The sequence below is a fragment of the Protofrankia sp. Cr2 genome (genome assembly GCF_963555885.1).
Taxonomy (GTDB): domain Bacteria; phylum Actinomycetota; class Actinomycetes; order Frankiales; family Frankiaceae; genus Protofrankia.
This window is the reverse complement of record NZ_CAUVXG010000027.1, coordinates 1-16,819: the sequence shown is the minus strand read 5'-3', so window position 1 is coordinate 16,819 and position 16,819 is coordinate 1. Positions and strand designations below refer to the sequence as shown.

Sequence of the window (16,819 nt, the reverse complement as noted above, 5' to 3'; positions counted from 1 at the left end):
TCCCGCGACCGGCCCGAAGACCTGTTACCTTTTCCGGCTCACCCTTTCGGGCCGGGGAAGCGGGGCGGGTCGGACGGCCGGTAACGACCGTCGACCGATCTTTTTAGCTGCTCGACGAGTGTGGTTGCCGCGGCCTCCTGCGGCAGGCCGACAAGGTCAATATGAACGATACCGCGCAGCAGCCCGTCCGGCTCGCATTCCGCCACCCGAACCGGAATCAGTTTCCGTCGCATCCCGTTGGGATCAGCCTGCCAGGCGGCCTGCCATTCAGCCTGCACCTGTGCGGCCTGCAGATATTTCTCCGACAGCACCACCAGTGTCCGCTTGGAATGCACGATCGCGTCGTTGAGCCGCCCCACAACATGACTACCGGGCAGTACGTCCCAGGTTTCGATGTGCACCCGGTACTTCTGTGCTTCCAGCTCCCAGGCGATCCAGGTAGCCCAGCTCTCGTCCGGCTCGGCGGCGGAGATGAGGAAGTCCCAGCCGGGCGCGTCGGACGGCGTGTCGTCGGTGACCGCGCCGGCTCGTTCGGTCTCGGCACTCAGAGCCGCGGCCGGCACCTGCACCTGCACCTGCACCCAGGCCGTACCGGAGAACTTCGGAACCTCGACATCGACCCTGCGGAACTCCCCTGGGTCGAGCCCACGAAGCCGCTCGGCAACGGTGGCGGCATACAGCTCGTCGGAGACGATGAGCGCGAGATCCTCGGACGGTATGTCCTGGAGCACCTGACGCACGGGTGGGGCGTCCACCAGCCGGGCCGCGACCACGGTCGGCTGACCGGCGAACCCGGTGTCATCGACGATCACATCGCCGTGGTGCAACGCCACCCGCAACCGGACCCGACCGGTGTCGTTACGCGTGCGGTTGTAGGCCCGCAGCGCAATTCGCAGCTCGCGGACGAAGTCCGCGGCGATCCTCGCCTTGGGGATTCCGGCGGCGACCACGCCGAGAAAGCCGTCGCCCCGGTCCTGCAGCCGGACGGCGTCGGCGGGGATGCCGGTTCGCTCAAGGGCCTGCTCGACGACCTCGCGCAGACCCCGGCGCCAGGCAAGCTGGACGAGGGTGCCGCGCTGGCTGAACCGCACGGCGTCCAGGGCGAGCACGGTGTAGGGCATCGGAAGATCGTCGGGTGCGGTGAACCAGCCCGCCGTGTCCGCGGAGGCCCGCGCCTGCGCGAACACCCGATTCGCCGGATAGTGCTTCGCGGCGGCGGCGAGGATCCGCTGCCGACCATCCGGCAACCCTCCGCTGTCAAGAAAGTTGTTCACCTCCGCCCAGAACGCCAGCGGGGTCTGCGCCGGCGCCCAGGACGGCTGCTCACGTCGGTCCACTCCGGCGCGCTCAAGCAACTGGACGGCGCTCAGCGACGTCGCGAACGCACCCGCAAGCGCCCGGATCTCCCGATCGGTCAACCGCTGCTCGCCCAAGACTCCCCCGTACGTAAGGCTCCCCGTACATGCCGCCGGATACATGCGGCCGCGTCATATTCGCATGTTATGACCGAGAGCACCGACCCCGGTCGCCCAGGGTTCATCGCACTCACGCACTCACCGCTTCCTTGCGAACCTCCGTCATCCACGCCATCGCCGCAGCAGCCGGACCCGTACCTCACGCTCCCGGGTCTTGGCCAGCACCACGTCCACCAGCTCCGGCGGAAACACCGCAGTCAGATCCCCAAGCGCGAACCGATCAATCAGGCGAGCAGCCATCGGACATCACCCCTAGTATCCGTAGAACTACCAGTTCAGCATAAATCGGCCCTAAATCAACGGCATTGCGTTTAACCTGCTTGCTTCTCCGCCAGTGCCTCCGTTGTGTCTTTTTTGATCTTTCCGACGGGGTGGTGTTGGGCGGGGTGACGGTTGCGTGACCCCGCTGGGCGGTCGGCCTCACTCCGGGGATGGGCAACACTGGAGTGAGGTCGTCTCCGTCCAGGTCATGGCGATGCCCGCCGAGTTCGGAACAAAGATCACATGATCGGCGCGGCATGCCACCTTCAGATCATGAAACTGAGTGAACAAACGGTCGCTATTGCAGCCGTTTTCGTACTCAATTTGTTGATCGATGAGTCTCTCCCTGACGGTTCACCCGACGGAATCCGGCGAGGGCGGCCGCCGCGGTAGCGGATGTGGGGGCCGGCGGGTGGCCGCGGGGATGGGTAGCCGCTGTGGCAGCGACGCCTTGGTGGGTAGCCGGTCCAGCACGAGTGGATGGTTGACGTACATTTTCCGCCCGAAAACCGGCGCCTCCTGACGTCTTCCCTCCACTCGTCGCACCAAAAGGAATACGGATCAAGGAGTGGGGTTGGGGTGGATGCGTCGCGAGGTACGAGGAGGTCCAGGTAGCGGTCTTCTACTTGGGCCGACGGAGCCGGGATACCGTGCGGCGCGAAGCGGCGTGCGGGCATCCCTCGTTGGACGAACTTCCGGCGCCGCCCACTTAAACTGAGATCATGACTGTTCGTGAGGAAGCGCACCGCCTGCTCGACGCGGTGCCGGAGGACCGGCTCCCCCACGCCGTCGAACTGCTGCGCCGATGGGCTGAACTGGAACATAGCGAACGCCCCCGCCGCCAGTTCCGCACGACCGGCATCTTCGACGGCGACCCTGACCTCGGAGCACGGTCCAAGGACATCGTCCGCGGCGCCTGGGGCGGCGAGGAGCACCACTCAACGTGATCGTCATCGACACCGGCCCCGTGGTGGCCAACGCCAATCGCAAGCGTTGGCATCCGTCACCCCGGCCGATGTGAGCAGGGCCGCCGATCGGCGCCAGCATCGCCGAGGTACCTCATGGCCGTCCCGCTCACGCGACAGGGTTCGACGCGACGGTGATCGGTGTGGGGACGTTTCTGTGTTCCGCGGAACGCACTGACCAGCTCATCGGGGCGTACCTCCTTCCTCCGCACAGGCAGGCCAGTCGGCAAGCTGCGGTAAAGCCGACCGGTCGACGTTTCAGGCCGCGGTTTCGGTGGTGGGCGTGACGCCCGGCGGTGTGTCCCATCGGCGGGGCGGACGGCGGCGTTGCGGCGGAACCGCGGTCAGGGCATCGGCAGGGTCGACAAAGCGGCCCGATGCGGTATCAAGGACCCAGGTGTGCGCGGCGGGAATGTCGAAGTAAAGGCCCACGAGCTCAAGCGGACCCCGTTCCAACGCGCGCCGCACGGCCGGGTGGCCGCTCAGGTGCTCCAGCTGAAGGACGACGTTGGCCCGGCCCAGTTGTTCCAGGGGCGACAACATCTCCGTACCGGGAAGGGGCATCCGGGCCAACGCCGCGCGCGCATGGGTCAGCCAGCCCGCCAGCGCGGAGTCGGGATCCCGGTCGAGGTCGCCGGAGAGCAGTGCCTGCATGGCGCCGCATCCCGAATGCCCGCACACCACGATCGAGGGCACCCGCAGGACGTCGACGGCGTAGTCCAACGCGGCGGTCACCGACAGGTCGGCGTTGCGCCCGCCGACGATCGGGACGATGTTGCCGACATTGCGGACGGTGAACAGGTCGCCGGGTCCACTACTGGTGATGATGTTCGGAACGACCCGGGAATCGACGCAGGTGAGGAACAGTGCGCTGGGACGCTGGCCGTCCGCGAGTTCCCCGAGGGTGCCGCGCAGCAGCGGAGCGGTCCGGCGGTGGAACTCCGCGACCCCCACCAGCATCGTGCCGGCGGCATCCGCGCGGTGCGCGTCGCCGTGGGATGCCGCCAGCTCCTGCCACTGCGACCAGGGGGCGAACCAGCGGGGCAGGTGCGGAACGACGGTCCGGCGCCGCTTGGCCTGATCTTCCCGTGACGATCGGAACCAGGTGTGGCCGATCTCGTCGACGGTCACCTGCCCGCCCGCCCGCTCGTACGCGGCGCACCACGCGTGCAGGTGGTCGAACGCCGCATGATCGAGATAGTCGACCACCAGCTCGATCGACACGCAGGACCCGGCCGGCACCCGGCCGAGAACCCGGGCCAGGCGCGGCAGGGACAGGAAGCTCACGGTGCCCTCCACATCCACCCGCCATGCCTCCCCGGATGCGACGAGACGGATGTTCGACCACAGCACCCGGCGCAGAACCAGCCCGATGGCGGTGAGCATCCCGAGTGCGACGCCCTGGAGCAGATCGAGTGTGACGACACCGGCGAGCGTGGCGACGTAGACGGGCAGCTCGCCGTGGCGCCGCACGTGCCGAAGATGGGCGACGTCGACCAGCCGGACCCCGACGACGACCAGCAGGCCGGCCAGCGCGGACAGCGGAATCCACTCGACCGCGCCGCCGAGGAACAGCGCGAACAGCGCCACCCACACGCCGTGCAGGACGGCGGACGCCCGCGTCTTCGCCCCGGCCGCGACGTTGGTGGAACCGCGCACGATCACACCGGTCACGGGCAGCCCGCCGGCGAGACCCGACAGGACATTGGCCGCCCCCTGCGCGAGGAGTTCACGGTCGAGGTTGATCCGGCCCGGCGCCCGACCACGGGAGACGGCCAGTTTCTCCACCGCTACCGCGGACAGCAGTGACTCCATGCTCGCCACGATCGCAATGGTGAGAACGCCCAGGATGATCCCGGACCAGTCCCGATCCGGGAAGACCGGCAGAGACACCGCGCCGAGGATCGACCCGGGCAGGTCGACCCGGGGCAGGTCCAGGTGAACGGCGGCGGCGAGGGTCGTCCCGGCGACGACCGCGGCGAGCGGCGCGGGGATCGCGCGCACCCCGCTGGGTAGCCGGCGGACCAACCGAGGCCACAGCAGGATGACGGCGATCGTCACGGCCCCGATCAGGGTCGCGCCGCTGTGGCGCTCGGCGATCCGGCCGGGCAGGGCCACAATGTTGTCGATGGCGTGGGCGTCGGGCTCACCGCCGAGGATGACGTGCAGCTGGCCGACGGCGATGGTGAGCCCGATCCCGCCGAGCATGCCGTGCACGATCGCGGGCGACACGGCGAGGGCTGCGCGGGCGACCCGGCTGGCGCCGAAGATGATCTGGAGCACGCCGGCGGCGGTGGTCACCGCACACGTGACCCGCCACCCGTAGGTGGTGATGAGCCCCGCGATGACCACGGTGAGTCCGGCCGCGGGCCCGCTGACCTGCAGGCAGACACCGCCGAGCGCCCCCGCGACGATCCCGCCGATCACAGCGGCGATGAGACCGGCGGCGACCGGCGCGCCGGTGGCGACCGCGATACCCAATGACAGCGGCATCGCGACCAGGAACACCACCAGCGACGCCTGCACATCTGCCCGCAGGTGCGCCCGCAGGGCCATGTCAATCTCCTCGGGATCGGATCGGCACCGGACGGGATGTCGCGATGGAGATCACCCTCGGATGGGTCGCGCTAGCCGACGACCACGCCTGTCACAAGGGCCGTCCCGTGGGCGCCCCCGCCCGCATCCGACCGCCACGGCGATAGGTGAACCGCACGGGACAACGAAGACGGACCGGCCGGGGTTTCCGGATGTGATCTTTCCTCAAGAAGGAGAATTCCGCTGCGGCTCAGGCGCTCGCCCGCTGTGCGACCGTCCGCCGGACCGCCGCGAGCGCGTCCGCGATCGCCGTCGCATCGGTGCCACCGCCCTGGGCGAGGTCGTCCTTGCCCCCACCGCCGCCGCCGAGGACCTTCGCGGCGCCGCGGACGAGCTCCCCTGCCTTGACCCCACGGTCACGCGCGGGGGCGTTCGTACCCACCACGATGACCGGACGTCGGTCCACCGCGGCCGCCGCCGCGACGACCACCGGGCGGTCGGCGGCGAGCCTGCCGCGGATGTCGAGGACGAGCCTACGAAGATCATCCGCGGATGTGCCGTCCGGCGCATGGTGGGCGACGAGCGCGACCCCGCCGACGTCCTCGGCCGCGCCCGCGAGGTCGCCCGCCGCGGCCAGCACCTGTGCGGCCCGCAGCTTCTCCAGCTCCTTCTCTGCGTCGCGCAACCGCCCGAGCACCCCGGCCAGGCGCTCGGGCACCTCGGCCCGGGGCGCCTTGAGCACGTCGGTGATCTGCGAGACGAGCACGGCCTCACGGGCCAGGTAGCGGTAGGCGTCCAGGCCGACCAGGGCCTCAACCCGCCGGACTCCCGCCCCGACCGACGACTCGCCCAACAGCTTGACCAGGCCGAGCTGCCCGGAGCGACGCACATGCGTGCCGCCACAGAGCTCACGGGAGTACTCGCCGATCGAGACGACCCGCACCCGGTCGCCGTACTTCTCACCGAACATCGCGATGGCGCCGGTCCGGCGTGCCTCGTCGGCGTTCATCACCTCGGCGTGCACGTCGAGATCCTCGATCAACACCTGGTTGATCGTCTCCTCCACGTCGGCCAGCACCGACACCGGCACCGCACCGGCGCAGGAGAAGTCGAAGCGGAACCGGCCGGGCGAGTTCTCCGAGCCGGCCTGGGCGGCGCTCGGGCCCAGAGCGTCCCGCAGGGCCTGATGGGTCAGGTGGGTGGCGCTGTGGGACCGCGAGATCGCCCCCCGCCGAGCGGGGTCGATCTCGGCCCGCGCGTGCATCCCGAGCACGACCCCGCCCGAACGCACCCGACCACGATGGACGATCAACCCTGGCAGCGGCTTCTGCACATCGAAGATCTCGATCTCGGTACCGTCGTCGAGGCGGACCGTGCCGCTGTCAGCCAGCTGGCCACCGCCCTCGGCATAGAACGGCGTGCGGTCGAGCACGACCTCGACATCGCTTCCCTCGCCAGCCTCGCGGGCGGGTGACCCGGCCACCAGCAGCCCGCGGACGATGGCGTCCTGGGCTGCGTTGTCATAGCCGGTGAACACCGACGGACCGGCCGCGTCCAGCACGTCCCGGTACGCCGAGGTGTCCACATGGCCGGTCTTCTTCGCGCGGGCGTCGGCCTTGGCACGCTCACGCTGCTCGCCCATGAGCCGGCGAAAGCCCTCCTCGTCGACGGTCAGGCCCTGCTCGGCCGCCATCTCCAAGGTGAGATCAATCGGGAATCCGAAGGTGTCGTGCAGCTGGAACGCCCGCTCACCCGCGAGGACGCCGCTGCCGGTCTTCTTCGTCTCGTTCGCCGCCAGATCGAAGATGGACGTCCCGGTGCGCAGGGTCGCCAGGAACGACGCCTCCTCGGCGGTGGCCACCGAGTCGATGCGCACCCGGTCGGTGACGAGCTCGGGATACTGCGGGCCCATCGCCTCGATCGTGGCCGCGACCATCTCAGGCATGGTCGCGTCCGGTGCGCCGAGCAGGCGCATGTTGCGGATCGCGCGACGCATCATCCGGCGCAGCACGTAGCTGCGCCCCTCGTTGCCGGGCAGCACGCCGTCGCCGATGAGCATCACCGAGGTGCGCACATGATCGGCTACTACCCGCAATGACACATCCGAGGACGGCTCGGCGCCGTAGCGGGCACCGGTGAGCTCCGCGGCCCGGTCGAGGATCAGCCGGGAGGTGTCGATCTCGTAGAGGTTGTCGACGCCCTGGAGCACCGCGGCGAGACGCTCCAGGCCGAGGCCGGTGTCGATGTTCTTCGATGGAAGATCGCCGAGGATCGGGTAGTCCTTCTTGGAGGACCCCTCACCGCGGATGTACTGCATGAAAACCAGGTTCCAGAGCTCCAGGTAACGCTCGCCGTTCACGGCGGGGCCCCCGTCGATCCCGAACGCCGGCCCGCGATCATAGTTGATCTCTGAACACGGTCCACACGGACCCGGCACGCCCATCGACCAGAAGTTGTCCTCCATACCGAGGCGTTGGATGCGCTCGGCGGGCACCCCCACCGTCGACCGCCAGATCTCGGCGGTCTCGTCGTCGTCGAGGTAGACGGTCACCCACAACCGGCTGTCGTCCAGCCCGTAGCCGCCCGCGGCCACCGGCGTGGTGAGCAGTTCCCAGGCCAGCGGGACAACGGTCTGCTTGAAGTAGTCGCCGAAGGAGAAATTCCCGCACATCTGGAAGAAGGAACCGTGCCGGGTGGTCCGGCCGACCTCTTCGATGTCGGTGGTCCGCACGCATTTCTGGATGCTGGCCGCGCGGGTGTAGGGCGGGCGGACCTCGCCGAGGAAGTACGGCTTGAAGGGAACCATTCCCGCGTTCACGAGCAACAGTGTGGGGTCGTCCGCGATGAGGGACGCCGACGGCACGACCGTGTGCCCGCGCTCGGCGAAGTAGCGGAGCCAACGGCTCGCAATCTCAGCGGACCTCATCACAAGCCTTTCTCACCGATCGACCGACGATCCCGGTCCATCGTAGCCAGCCGGCACCCGTCATCGGCGCACCAGTCCATCGGCGAGATTCAACATCTGCGCGGTCCGGGCGAGAACCACGCTCAGCCGCGAAGCCTCGGCTACCGCATCCTCAATGCCGACCAGTCGTCCGATCGCACCGCAGGTGGGCGTGCGGGCGGCCCGCTGGCGGAACCGCTCGAGCGCGGTCCGCGCGGTGTCAATCGAGCCACGGACCCCGGCCAGTCGCGCCGACAGTCCGCTCCCGGTGCCGGCTTTCCCGGCGCCGGCCGGGACAGCCGGCAGGAGAGCGGCGCCGACCGTGGCAACGGCCGGCAGACCGACCACGGCGAGATCGTCGACCGCGACCGCTAACGAACGTGTCGTTCGGACCGAACAGCCGACCAGAGGCACCCGCCCAGCCACCGCGAAAACCGGACCCCCGGTCAGACGTCTGGCCGCCGTCGTCTCGCGGGCGATCGCGTCAGCCGTCTGACGGAGTTGGTCGGCGGAAGGTCCGCGGCCGGCGGAAAGCCCGCGTTCGAGCTGGCCGAGCTCGGTCTGGGCGACCCGCAGGTGTGCTTGCGCCAGCCGGCCGCGGACCACTGTCCAGGCGGTAGCCGCGACGGTCAGCAGCGCCACCACCGCGGCCGCGACGACCAGTGCCCGACGCCCCGGGGAGCACCGACCCCAGCGGGACGACCGCCGGCGGCTCGTCCCGGTGCTCGGCCCGGGTTTCATCAGTAGCGCTTGCGCCGGTGGGTCCCGGCCGTCTTCGCGTCGAGCGCCAACGGGGTCGTCAGGTCGGCGGGATCATCCTCCGAGTCCTCGACGAGCCGATCGACGCCCCGGTCGGGCTCGTCGATCGGCTCGCGCTGGGTGGCGATCGCGATGCCCTCGCCGTCGCCTGCCGCGGGTGTCTCCGGGTCGAGCAGGCCCTGGCCGGCAGTGCCGTCGCGGCCCTGTCGCCGAGCCAACCCCGTCCTGATCTGGAAGTACCCGTTGTAGGAGGGATAGCCGTAGTACATGCCCTCCATTTCCCTGGCGGGAATCATGTTGAGCACGACCCCCAGCACCCGTGCATCCACCGTCCGTAGGACATCGGCGGCCCTGGCCAGCTGCTCACGCCGGGTCTTCCCGCTTCGGACGACCAGCAGAGTGCCGTCGACCTGCGCGGCGAGCACGGCCGCATCGGTGACCGGAAGCAGCGGCGGAGTGTCGATGAGCACGACGTCGAAGCGTCCGGACAACTCGCGCAGCACCTCGCCCATGCCGCGGGACCCCAACAGCTCGCTGGGGTTGGGTGGCAACGGCCCGCTGGGCAGGACCTCCAGCCGGCCGCCGTCGTCACCCCACGGCAGCAGCACCTCATCAAGGTCAGCGGCACCGATCAGCACGGACGTGAGACCGGCTGCGGTCTCGATCCCGAGGTACTCCCCGAACGAGGGTCTGCGCAGGTCCGCCTCGACCAGCACCACCCTGGCCCCAGCCTGGGCGAGGGCGATGGCCAGGTTACATGTAGTCGCCGTCTTGCCCTCCGCGGACATCGAGCTGGAGACCATGATCATTCGAGGCGGTGTGTCCACGTCGACGAACCGCAGGTTCGTCCGAAGGTGGCGAAATGCCTCCGATCGCGCCGACTGTGCGTCCAGTGCCCCCATCAGGGGATAGCGGGCACCTGCGGAGTCGAACGGGACCGCACCGAGGGTTACCAGTCCAGTCGCCGTGGTGACGTCGGTGTCGGTCCGGACACTTGTGTCAAGCCGCTGACGGGCCACGGCCGCACCGGCGCTCACGAGCAGGCCCAGCACAGCGCCCAGCGAAACGGCACGGGCGGGCCTGGGCGCCACGGGTGTGCTCGGCAGCTTCGCGGTCTCCCACACGCTCACCCGCACCGACGGGATTCGGTCCGGAGCCGGCGTCTCGATCTCCGCGACGGCATCGGAGAACACCTGACCGACCGCCGTCGCGATCATCTGGGCACGCCGGGGATCGCCGTCGGTCACGACAGTCCGCAACAACACCGTGTCCGGAACGGCGGTGGCCTTGATATGAGCCCGCAGGACCTGCGGCGAGAGGTCGAGTCCGAGCTTTGCCACCACCCCGGCGGCGATGCGGTCGCTGGCCACGAGATCGACATAGGACTTCACCCGTTGCTGGGACAGCAAGCCGCCCTGGTAGGCCGATGCCGCACTGTCGCCGCCGTTCGACGACACCACCAGGGTCTCCGTGGCGGCGTAGACCTTGGCCTCCCGCCAGGTGACGGCCGCGGCGACCAGCGCACCGAGCGTGACGCAGACGATCAGAAGCGGCCAACTCCGGCGGAGCGCTCTGACGTAGTCCCGAAGTTCCACCAACAGACCTGTCCTCTCCGGGCAAAGCATCTCAGTAATCACAGCACCACGCTGCGCGACCAACATACTCGTTTCGCATCCACGTACTTACCATCAGTAGTTGTTACGCCGTCGAGTCAGGCAGAAACGGAAGGTTGTTGCCTGCTGAGGGCTCCGATGGTGCCGGGCGCCACCCGACTGTCCCGGCCTCCTAGGCCGGAGCCGCCACCGACATGACCTTGATGACCGCGTCGGATGCGTCGGAGATGTCGGACGGGTCGAGGGTCGGATGCACGAGGAGGGCGATCGCCGTGCGGCCCAGCTCCCGGGCCACTGGCAGGGGGGCCGCGGGACGCCACTGCACGGGCACGGCCGCCTCCTGGTAGACCTCCCCGCGGCAACCGGTGAAGCAGGGGATGCCCTCCGCCCGCACGGCCGCCACGACCCGGTTCCGGCTCCAGCCCTCGCGAAGCAGGTCAGCCCGGACGAACGCGTACCAGCGGTAGTAGGCATGGCCGATGTGCGGGGGCGGTGCGGGTAGCCGCAACGCCGTGACGTCGCGTAGCCGAAGGGTGAGCAGCATGGCGTTGTCCCGGCGCCGCTCGACCGCCTCCGGCAGGTGCGCAAGTCCGGTCCGGCCTACCGCTGCGGCCAGTTCGTGGATGCGGGCATTGGTTCCGAAGCTGTCGTGGACGAGACCGGGACCGCCGCCCCGTCCCCAACCGCGATCATCGGGCTCGTCACCGCTGAGGTCGTATTCCTGCAGGCCGTCCGGGGCCGGCTCCGGGCCGGCGGTCATGACCGTGAACCGTCTGCCGTGGTCCTTGTAGGACCAGGCGGCTCGGTAGTACGCCGCATTGTCGGTCGTGACCATGCCGCCTTCACCGGCGGTACTCAAAATACTGTCATGCCCGAATGACCACACGCTGATGTCGCCCAGCGTTCCGACCGGTCGACCACGCAGCGTGGCACCATGTGCCTGAGCGCAGTCCTCGATGACCACAAAACCTCGGGTTGCCGCCACGTCCCGCAGCGCATCCACGTCCACCGGCCAACCGGCAAGGTGAACGGCGACAACAGCGCGGGTCCGCTCGGTGAGGACCCGGCGGACGCCGTCAACGGTGATCGTCTGTGATTCACGGTCCACATCGGCGAAGACCGGACGGGCACCGAGAGCGGCAACGCAGCTGACCGACGCGATGGCCGATCGCGCCGGCACCACCACCTCATCACCCGGCCCGATCCCGACGACCCGCAGAGCGATCTCCAGCGCGATGGTGCCGTTGGCCACGGCCACCCCGTGACAAGCGCCCACTGCGTCGGCGAACTCACGCTCGAAGCGCCGTCCTTCGCGGCCCGTCCAGTAGCTGACGTCACCCCGGCGCATGACAGCCGTGGCCGCGGCGATCTCATCGGGACGGAAGACGGGCCATGGCGGATACGGCCGGTCACGAACTGGTCGTCCACCGTCGAGGGCTAGCCGGGACCTCGCCAAAATGCCAATAACGTCACTCCTAGTTTCTAGTATATCTCCCTTAGTAATATCACAGCGCATGCGTCCACAGGGGCATCGAAAGGTGTCCAGTTGGAATCATCCGTCCCGCGAGTCATCGGGCAGCCGGCGGCGATGCATGAGACCGTCATCGCTTCACCTCCGCACTGGACAACGGTGTCGGCACGCGGGAGGCCGGAAGTTTGAACAGATCCACACATATGATCATCCGACGCAGGAGAATGGGCAGGTGAACGCTCAGTGGAAATCGTGGACCCGGGTGCGCGGCACGACCTGGCGGACGGAGTTACGCGGTACCACCACGCTCACCCTGTTCATGGTCACGGTCGTCGTGGCCATGGTGCTGGCCGACTGCGGCGGTACCACGTCCCGATCATCGGCTCGGGTCCCGCCCGATCTGGTCCCCCTCTTTCAGGAGGCCGCAGCCGTCTACGGTGTGCTCACCGCTGCGCAGCTCGCGGGTCAGGCACGGGTGGAAAGCAAGTTCAACCGCTTGGCGGTGTCCAGCGCCGGGGCTCAGGGTCTCATGCAGTTCCTGCCCGAAACCTGGAAGCAGTTCGGCGTCGACGGCAACGCCGACGGCATCGCGAATCCGCTGGATCCCGCGGACGCCATCCCGTCCGCCGCGCGCTATGAGGCGCATCTGGCCGACCTCGTGCAGAAACTGCCCGGCGACCGCGTGTCATTGATCCTCGCCGCTTACAACGCAGGGCCGCGGGCCGTCCGGGACGCCGGCGGAGTCCCCGATTTCGGAGAGACCCGGGCGTACGTCGCGAACGTCCACAACTGGGCCAGCCGCTTCAACGACCAGTTCTAGGACGATGTGCACGATCACGCGGTCCCACCACATTCCCGCAGTCGTGGTTCCATCGTGTTGGAGCAGGATTACCGGAGGCTGGATGTTCCTGGATCGTTGATGGAGGGCCGAAGGCGGCGCGATGATGTTCGTTCGGCGCCGCCGGAGGCTGGATGTTCCTGGATCGTTGATGGAGGGCCGAAGGCGGCGCGATGATGTTCGTTCGGCGCCGCCGGAGGCTGGATGTTCCTGGATCGTTGATGGAGGAGACATGTTCGACGGTGGTGAGCGGTGACGCAACCGACGACGGGCAACGACGCTCCTTCGGCCAGGAGCGTGGCCGTCGGAGCCCTGCCCGAGCAACCGGGCGCTCCCACGGCGGCCGAAGAGGTCATCCGACGGATCGAACGGTCCAGCGGCATGCTGGCGAGCCGGGCCGTGGTGCGCATGCACGATGTCCTGCCCTGGTTTGCGAACATGTCGGCGCGCCACCGGGCCGACATCCAGCTGGTGGTACAGGCGGGAATCTCGTCCTTCGTGGAATGGTGCCGGCGACCCGAACACGCCCGGGAGCTGTCCGGGGACGTCTTCCGGGTCGCCCCCCGCGATCTCGTCCGAGCGGTCACCTTCCGTCGCCTGGTCGACCTCGTGCGGGTGGCGGTCGAGGCGATCGAAGCCGAGGTGCCAGCCCTTGCCGGCCCCGACCACGAGCAGCGGCTGCTGGCCGATGTGCTGCGTTACTCCCGCGACATCGCCTTCGCCGGTGCAGTCGTCTACGCCCGCGCGGCTGAGGAGCGCGGCGCCTGGGATGCGCGGTTGGAGGCGCTCGTCGTCGACCATGTCGTGCGGGGAGAGGTCGAACGGGCGCTGCCCTCGCGCGCGGCGGCGCTGGGATGGCGCAATCCGCCCGCGGTCGCAGTGATCATCGGGGACGCCCCGGACCACTCCCCCGAGGTCGTCGTCGACGAGGTCCACCGGCTCGGACGCGGAGCGGGGCTGGAGGTGCTCACCGGTGTCCACCACGAACGCCTGGTGGTCATAGTCGGTGGCGACTTCGCCTGCGACCAGGCGTCGCGGTCGGTCCGCAGCGGCGGCCAGGCCCAACGCGCCCTGCTCGACGCCGCCGAAGCCCTGCTGCCCGCATGTGGACCGGGTCCGGTTGTCATCGGCCCGATCGCCGCCGATCTGGCCGCGGCGGCATCCTCGGCGCACGCGGCGCTGGCCGCCGCCGACGTCGTCGCAGCGTGGCCGGCCGCTCCCCGGCCGGTGACGGCACAGGCGCTCCTGCCCGAACGTGCCCTGGCCGGCGATACCGGAGCACGCCGCGCGCTGGTGGATGAGGTCTACATTCCGCTGCGCGAAGCCGGAGCGCCGCTGCTGGCGACGGCCGGCGCCTACCTCGACTTCGGCGCTTCGCTGGAGGCCACGGCGCGCGCGCTCTACCTCCATCCCAACACGGTCCGTTACCGGCTTCGTAAGGCCGCCGACGTGTGCGGGCTTGATCCGACCGACCACCGCGAACGGTTCACCCTGCACATCGCGCTCATCCTGGGTCGACTCACCGCAACCTGACCGCCGCAATGACTGCCTGGGTGGCCGGGACTGCGGGCCCGGCGCGCCGGCCAGAAGATCTAAAACAGGCGCTCACACCGGACGTGTTACCGCCGATTGTCGCCCGTGTCACAAGATTCCGCTCCAGCAGGTGGATGCGGAACAAACATGTGCGACGACCGGATCGTCTTGTAGAGAACCCACAATGAGCCGCCGGTACAACGGTGAGTGCCCGCCAGCGACAGACACCGGCCGGGAAGGGTTAGGTAGTCCGGTGCTCGCTATCCTCGCGCCCGGTCAAGGTGCCCAGACTCCAGGTCAACTGCAACCCTGGCTCGAGATCGGCGGGGTTGACACGCGATTGCGATGGTGGTCCGAGGCGGTCGGAATCGACCTTGTCGACGTCGGCTGCCACGCATCCGCGGACACAATCCGAGACACGGCGCTCGCTCAGCCACTGATCGTCGCGACCGGTCTGGTCGCAGCCGAGCAGCTGCCTGCGATCAGCCCGGGACATGTCGTCGTCGCCGGCCACAGCGTGGGTGAGATCACGGCTTCGGTCCTGGCCGGCACGCTGGACGCCGAAAGCGCGCTCGTGTTCGTCGCGCTGCGCGGACGCGCGATGGCGCAGGCCGCAGGGCGTGTCGCCACCGGTATGACCGCTGTCCTCGGCGGCGAGCCGGACGTCGTCATCGAACATCTTGAACGACTGGGTCTGACGGCCGCGAACCGCAACGGTGCGGGCCAGATCGTGGCTGCCGGCACGGTCGAGGCGCTGGCCACCCTCGCCGACAACCCGCCGCCCCGGACCCGACTGCGGTCACTGTCGGTTGCCGGCGCCTTTCACACCCACTTCATGGAGCCTGCCCGCGAGCGCCTCGCGGTGGTCGCACCGGGTCTGCGCCCGCGGACACCCGCGCTACCGCAGGTGTCCAACGCGGATGGCGCCGTCATCCGCACCGGACCGGATCTGGTCGCCCGGCTGGTGGACCAGGTGGCAGCCCCGGTCCGGTGGGACCTGTGTCTGGCACAGCTTCGTGATCTCGGGGTGACCGCCGTCCTGGAACTCCCGCCCGCCGGCACGTTGGCGGGAATCGCCAAAAGGGAGTTCCCCGGCGTACGAGTCGTCGCCGTGAAGACCCCCGACGACCTGCCCGCCGCCCGGGAGCTGGTCGCCGAGTACCACAGCCCGCCGCCCGGCACCGATCGGGCCGACACCGGACTCGTCGGAGCACTGCGATGACCGGGTCCCGGCTGATGGGGCTGGGAACATACCGTCCCGCACGCGTGGTGACCAACGACGATCTCGCCAGGCGGGTGGCCACGTCGGACGAGTGGGTACGCACGCGGACCGGTATCGCCACCCGGCGCATCGCGGACCCCGACGAGACCATCGTGTCCATGGGGACCATGGCCGCGGAGAAGGCACTGGCCGCGGCCGGCATCGACGCCGCCGACCTCGACATGGTGCTGCTCGCGACCTGCACGAATCCGTCCCAGATCCCTGGTTCCGGGCCACAGATCGCCCACCGCCTCGGCGCCGGGCGGGCGGGCGCCCTCGACCTCAACGCCGGTTGCGCCGGATTCTCGTACGCCTTGTCGATGGCGTCGGACATGGTTCGGGCCGGCAGCGCCAGACACGTCCTGGTCGTCGCGGCCGAACGGCTGTCGGACTACACCGACTGGGACGACCGCACGACCTGCATCCTGCTTGCCGACGGTGCGGGTGCAGCGGTCGTCGGACCCGCACCGACGCGGGACATCGGGCCGGCCGTGTGGGGCCATGACGGCGGGAAGGCGGGTGCCATTCGCGTTCCGGGGTATGGTGACAACCTGTTTCGGATGGAAGGTCAGACGGTATTCCGTTGGGCCATCGCGTTGACACCGACAATCCGGCGTGCCTGCGAACTGGCCGGTTTCACACCCGCCGAACTCGCCGCTGTCATCCCGCATCAGGCCAATCTCCGGATAATCGATGCGCTGGTAAGCGGTATCGGCGCCACGAACGCCGTCATCGCCCGCGATGTCGTTGATGCCGGCAACACCTCGGCCGCCAGCATTCCCCTCGCGTTCAGTCGGATTCTCGACGGTGGGGAACTACAGCCGGGTGATCCTGTTCTCCTGTTCGGCTTCGGCGCCGGCCTGACCTACTGCGGTCAGGTCGTCCGCTGCCCATAGGATTCCCCGAAAGCACCGCCCGACACGCTGACGTACCGGGCTAAACCAAGAAAGAGGCGCACATGTCGCAGTCCGAGATCCTGGCAGGACTCGCCGCGATTCTCGAGGAGGTCGCCGGGGTCGACCCGGCCGACGCCACCGCGGACAAGACCTTCATCGACGACCTCGACGTGGACTCACTGTCCATGGTCGAGGTCGTGGTCGCGGCCGAGGAGAAATTCGGCGTGAAGATCCCCGACGAGGACGTCAAGAGCCTCAAGACCGTTGG

The 16,819-nt window shown here is 69.0% G+C and carries 14 protein-coding genes; 6 read left to right on the top strand and 8 right to left on the bottom strand.

The window, feature by feature from the left end; genetic code table 11:
• Positions 1 to 38 precede the first annotated feature (38 nt).
• From U9978_RS13895 to U9978_RS13885, 3 genes are all read right to left on the bottom strand, one after another.
• On the bottom strand, positions 39 to 1,418 hold the full coding sequence (locus U9978_RS13895) for a TIR domain-containing protein (RefSeq protein WP_322761532.1): 1,380 nt from the start codon (positions 1,416 to 1,418) through the stop codon (positions 39 to 41).
• Between the two features lie 159 nt (positions 1,419 to 1,577).
• A complete protein-coding gene (locus U9978_RS13890) occupies positions 1,578 to 1,715 on the bottom strand; it encodes a transposase domain-containing protein (protein WP_322761531.1) in 138 nt (45 codons plus the stop codon).
• A 375-nt stretch (positions 1,716 to 2,090) separates the two neighbouring features.
• Positions 2,091 to 2,273: a hypothetical protein gene (locus U9978_RS13885; protein ID WP_322761530.1), complete on the bottom strand. Its 183-nt coding sequence runs from the start codon at positions 2,271 to 2,273 to the stop codon at positions 2,091 to 2,093.
• 185 nt (positions 2,274 to 2,458) lie between these two features.
• On the opposite strand from U9978_RS13885, the gene U9978_RS13880 reads away from it, so the two are divergent.
• Positions 2,459 to 2,683, top strand: a complete 225-nt coding sequence (locus U9978_RS13880; protein WP_322761529.1) for a hypothetical protein — start codon at positions 2,459 to 2,461, stop codon at positions 2,681 to 2,683.
• Positions 2,684 to 2,959: 276 nt separating this feature from the next.
• Here U9978_RS13880 and U9978_RS13875 read toward each other — a convergent pair whose 3' ends face one another.
• The 5 genes from U9978_RS13875 to U9978_RS13855 all read right to left on the bottom strand — a co-directional run bounded on the left by U9978_RS13875 (position 2,960) and on the right by U9978_RS13855 (position 12,008).
• Positions 2,960 to 5,257, bottom strand: coding sequence for a bifunctional SulP family inorganic anion transporter/carbonic anhydrase (locus tag U9978_RS13875; protein ID WP_322761528.1), 2,298 nt, complete (start codon positions 5,255 to 5,257; stop codon positions 2,960 to 2,962).
• A gap of 229 nt (positions 5,258 to 5,486) precedes the next feature.
• On the bottom strand, positions 5,487 to 8,162 hold the full coding sequence (alaS, locus tag U9978_RS13870; RefSeq protein WP_322761527.1) for an alanine--tRNA ligase: 2,676 nt from the start codon (positions 8,160 to 8,162) through the stop codon (positions 5,487 to 5,489).
• 60 nt (positions 8,163 to 8,222) lie between these two features.
• Complete coding sequence (locus tag U9978_RS13865; protein WP_322761526.1) at positions 8,223 to 8,921, bottom strand: hypothetical protein; 699 nt, start codon at positions 8,919 to 8,921, stop codon at positions 8,223 to 8,225.
• Positions 8,921 to 10,534: a polysaccharide biosynthesis tyrosine autokinase gene (locus tag U9978_RS13860; RefSeq protein ID WP_322761572.1), complete on the bottom strand. Its 1,614-nt coding sequence runs from the start codon at positions 10,532 to 10,534 to the stop codon at positions 8,921 to 8,923. The genes U9978_RS13865 and U9978_RS13860 overlap by 1 nt, the downstream gene beginning before the upstream one ends.
• 190 nt (positions 10,535 to 10,724) lie before the next feature.
• Positions 10,725 to 12,008: a DegT/DnrJ/EryC1/StrS family aminotransferase gene (locus U9978_RS13855; RefSeq protein ID WP_322761525.1), complete on the bottom strand. Its 1,284-nt coding sequence runs from the start codon at positions 12,006 to 12,008 to the stop codon at positions 10,725 to 10,727.
• Positions 12,009 to 12,363: 355 nt separating this feature from the next.
• Between U9978_RS13855 and U9978_RS13850 the strand changes: the two genes are divergently transcribed.
• The 5 genes from U9978_RS13850 to U9978_RS13830 all read left to right on the top strand — a co-directional run.
• Positions 12,364 to 12,843 carry a lytic transglycosylase domain-containing protein gene (locus U9978_RS13850; RefSeq protein WP_322761571.1) on the top strand — a complete coding sequence of 160 codons (480 nt, stop codon included), beginning with the start codon at positions 12,364 to 12,366 and terminating at the stop codon, positions 12,841 to 12,843.
• 270 nt (positions 12,844 to 13,113) lie between these two features.
• Positions 13,114 to 14,394, top strand: coding sequence for a PucR family transcriptional regulator (locus U9978_RS13845; RefSeq protein WP_416210960.1), 1,281 nt, complete (start codon positions 13,114 to 13,116; stop codon positions 14,392 to 14,394).
• A 253-nt stretch (positions 14,395 to 14,647) separates the two neighbouring features.
• A complete protein-coding gene (locus U9978_RS13840; protein WP_322761524.1) occupies positions 14,648 to 15,616 on the top strand; it encodes an ACP S-malonyltransferase in 969 nt (322 codons plus the stop codon).
• Positions 15,613 to 16,551: a beta-ketoacyl-ACP synthase III gene (locus U9978_RS13835; RefSeq protein WP_322761523.1), complete on the top strand. Its 939-nt coding sequence runs from the start codon at positions 15,613 to 15,615 to the stop codon at positions 16,549 to 16,551. The genes U9978_RS13840 and U9978_RS13835 overlap by 4 nt, the downstream gene beginning before the upstream one ends.
• A 62-nt stretch (positions 16,552 to 16,613) precedes the next feature.
• Positions 16,614 to 16,819: acyl carrier protein (locus U9978_RS13830; protein ID WP_322750506.1), on the top strand; the 206-nt coding region annotated here is incomplete at its 3' end.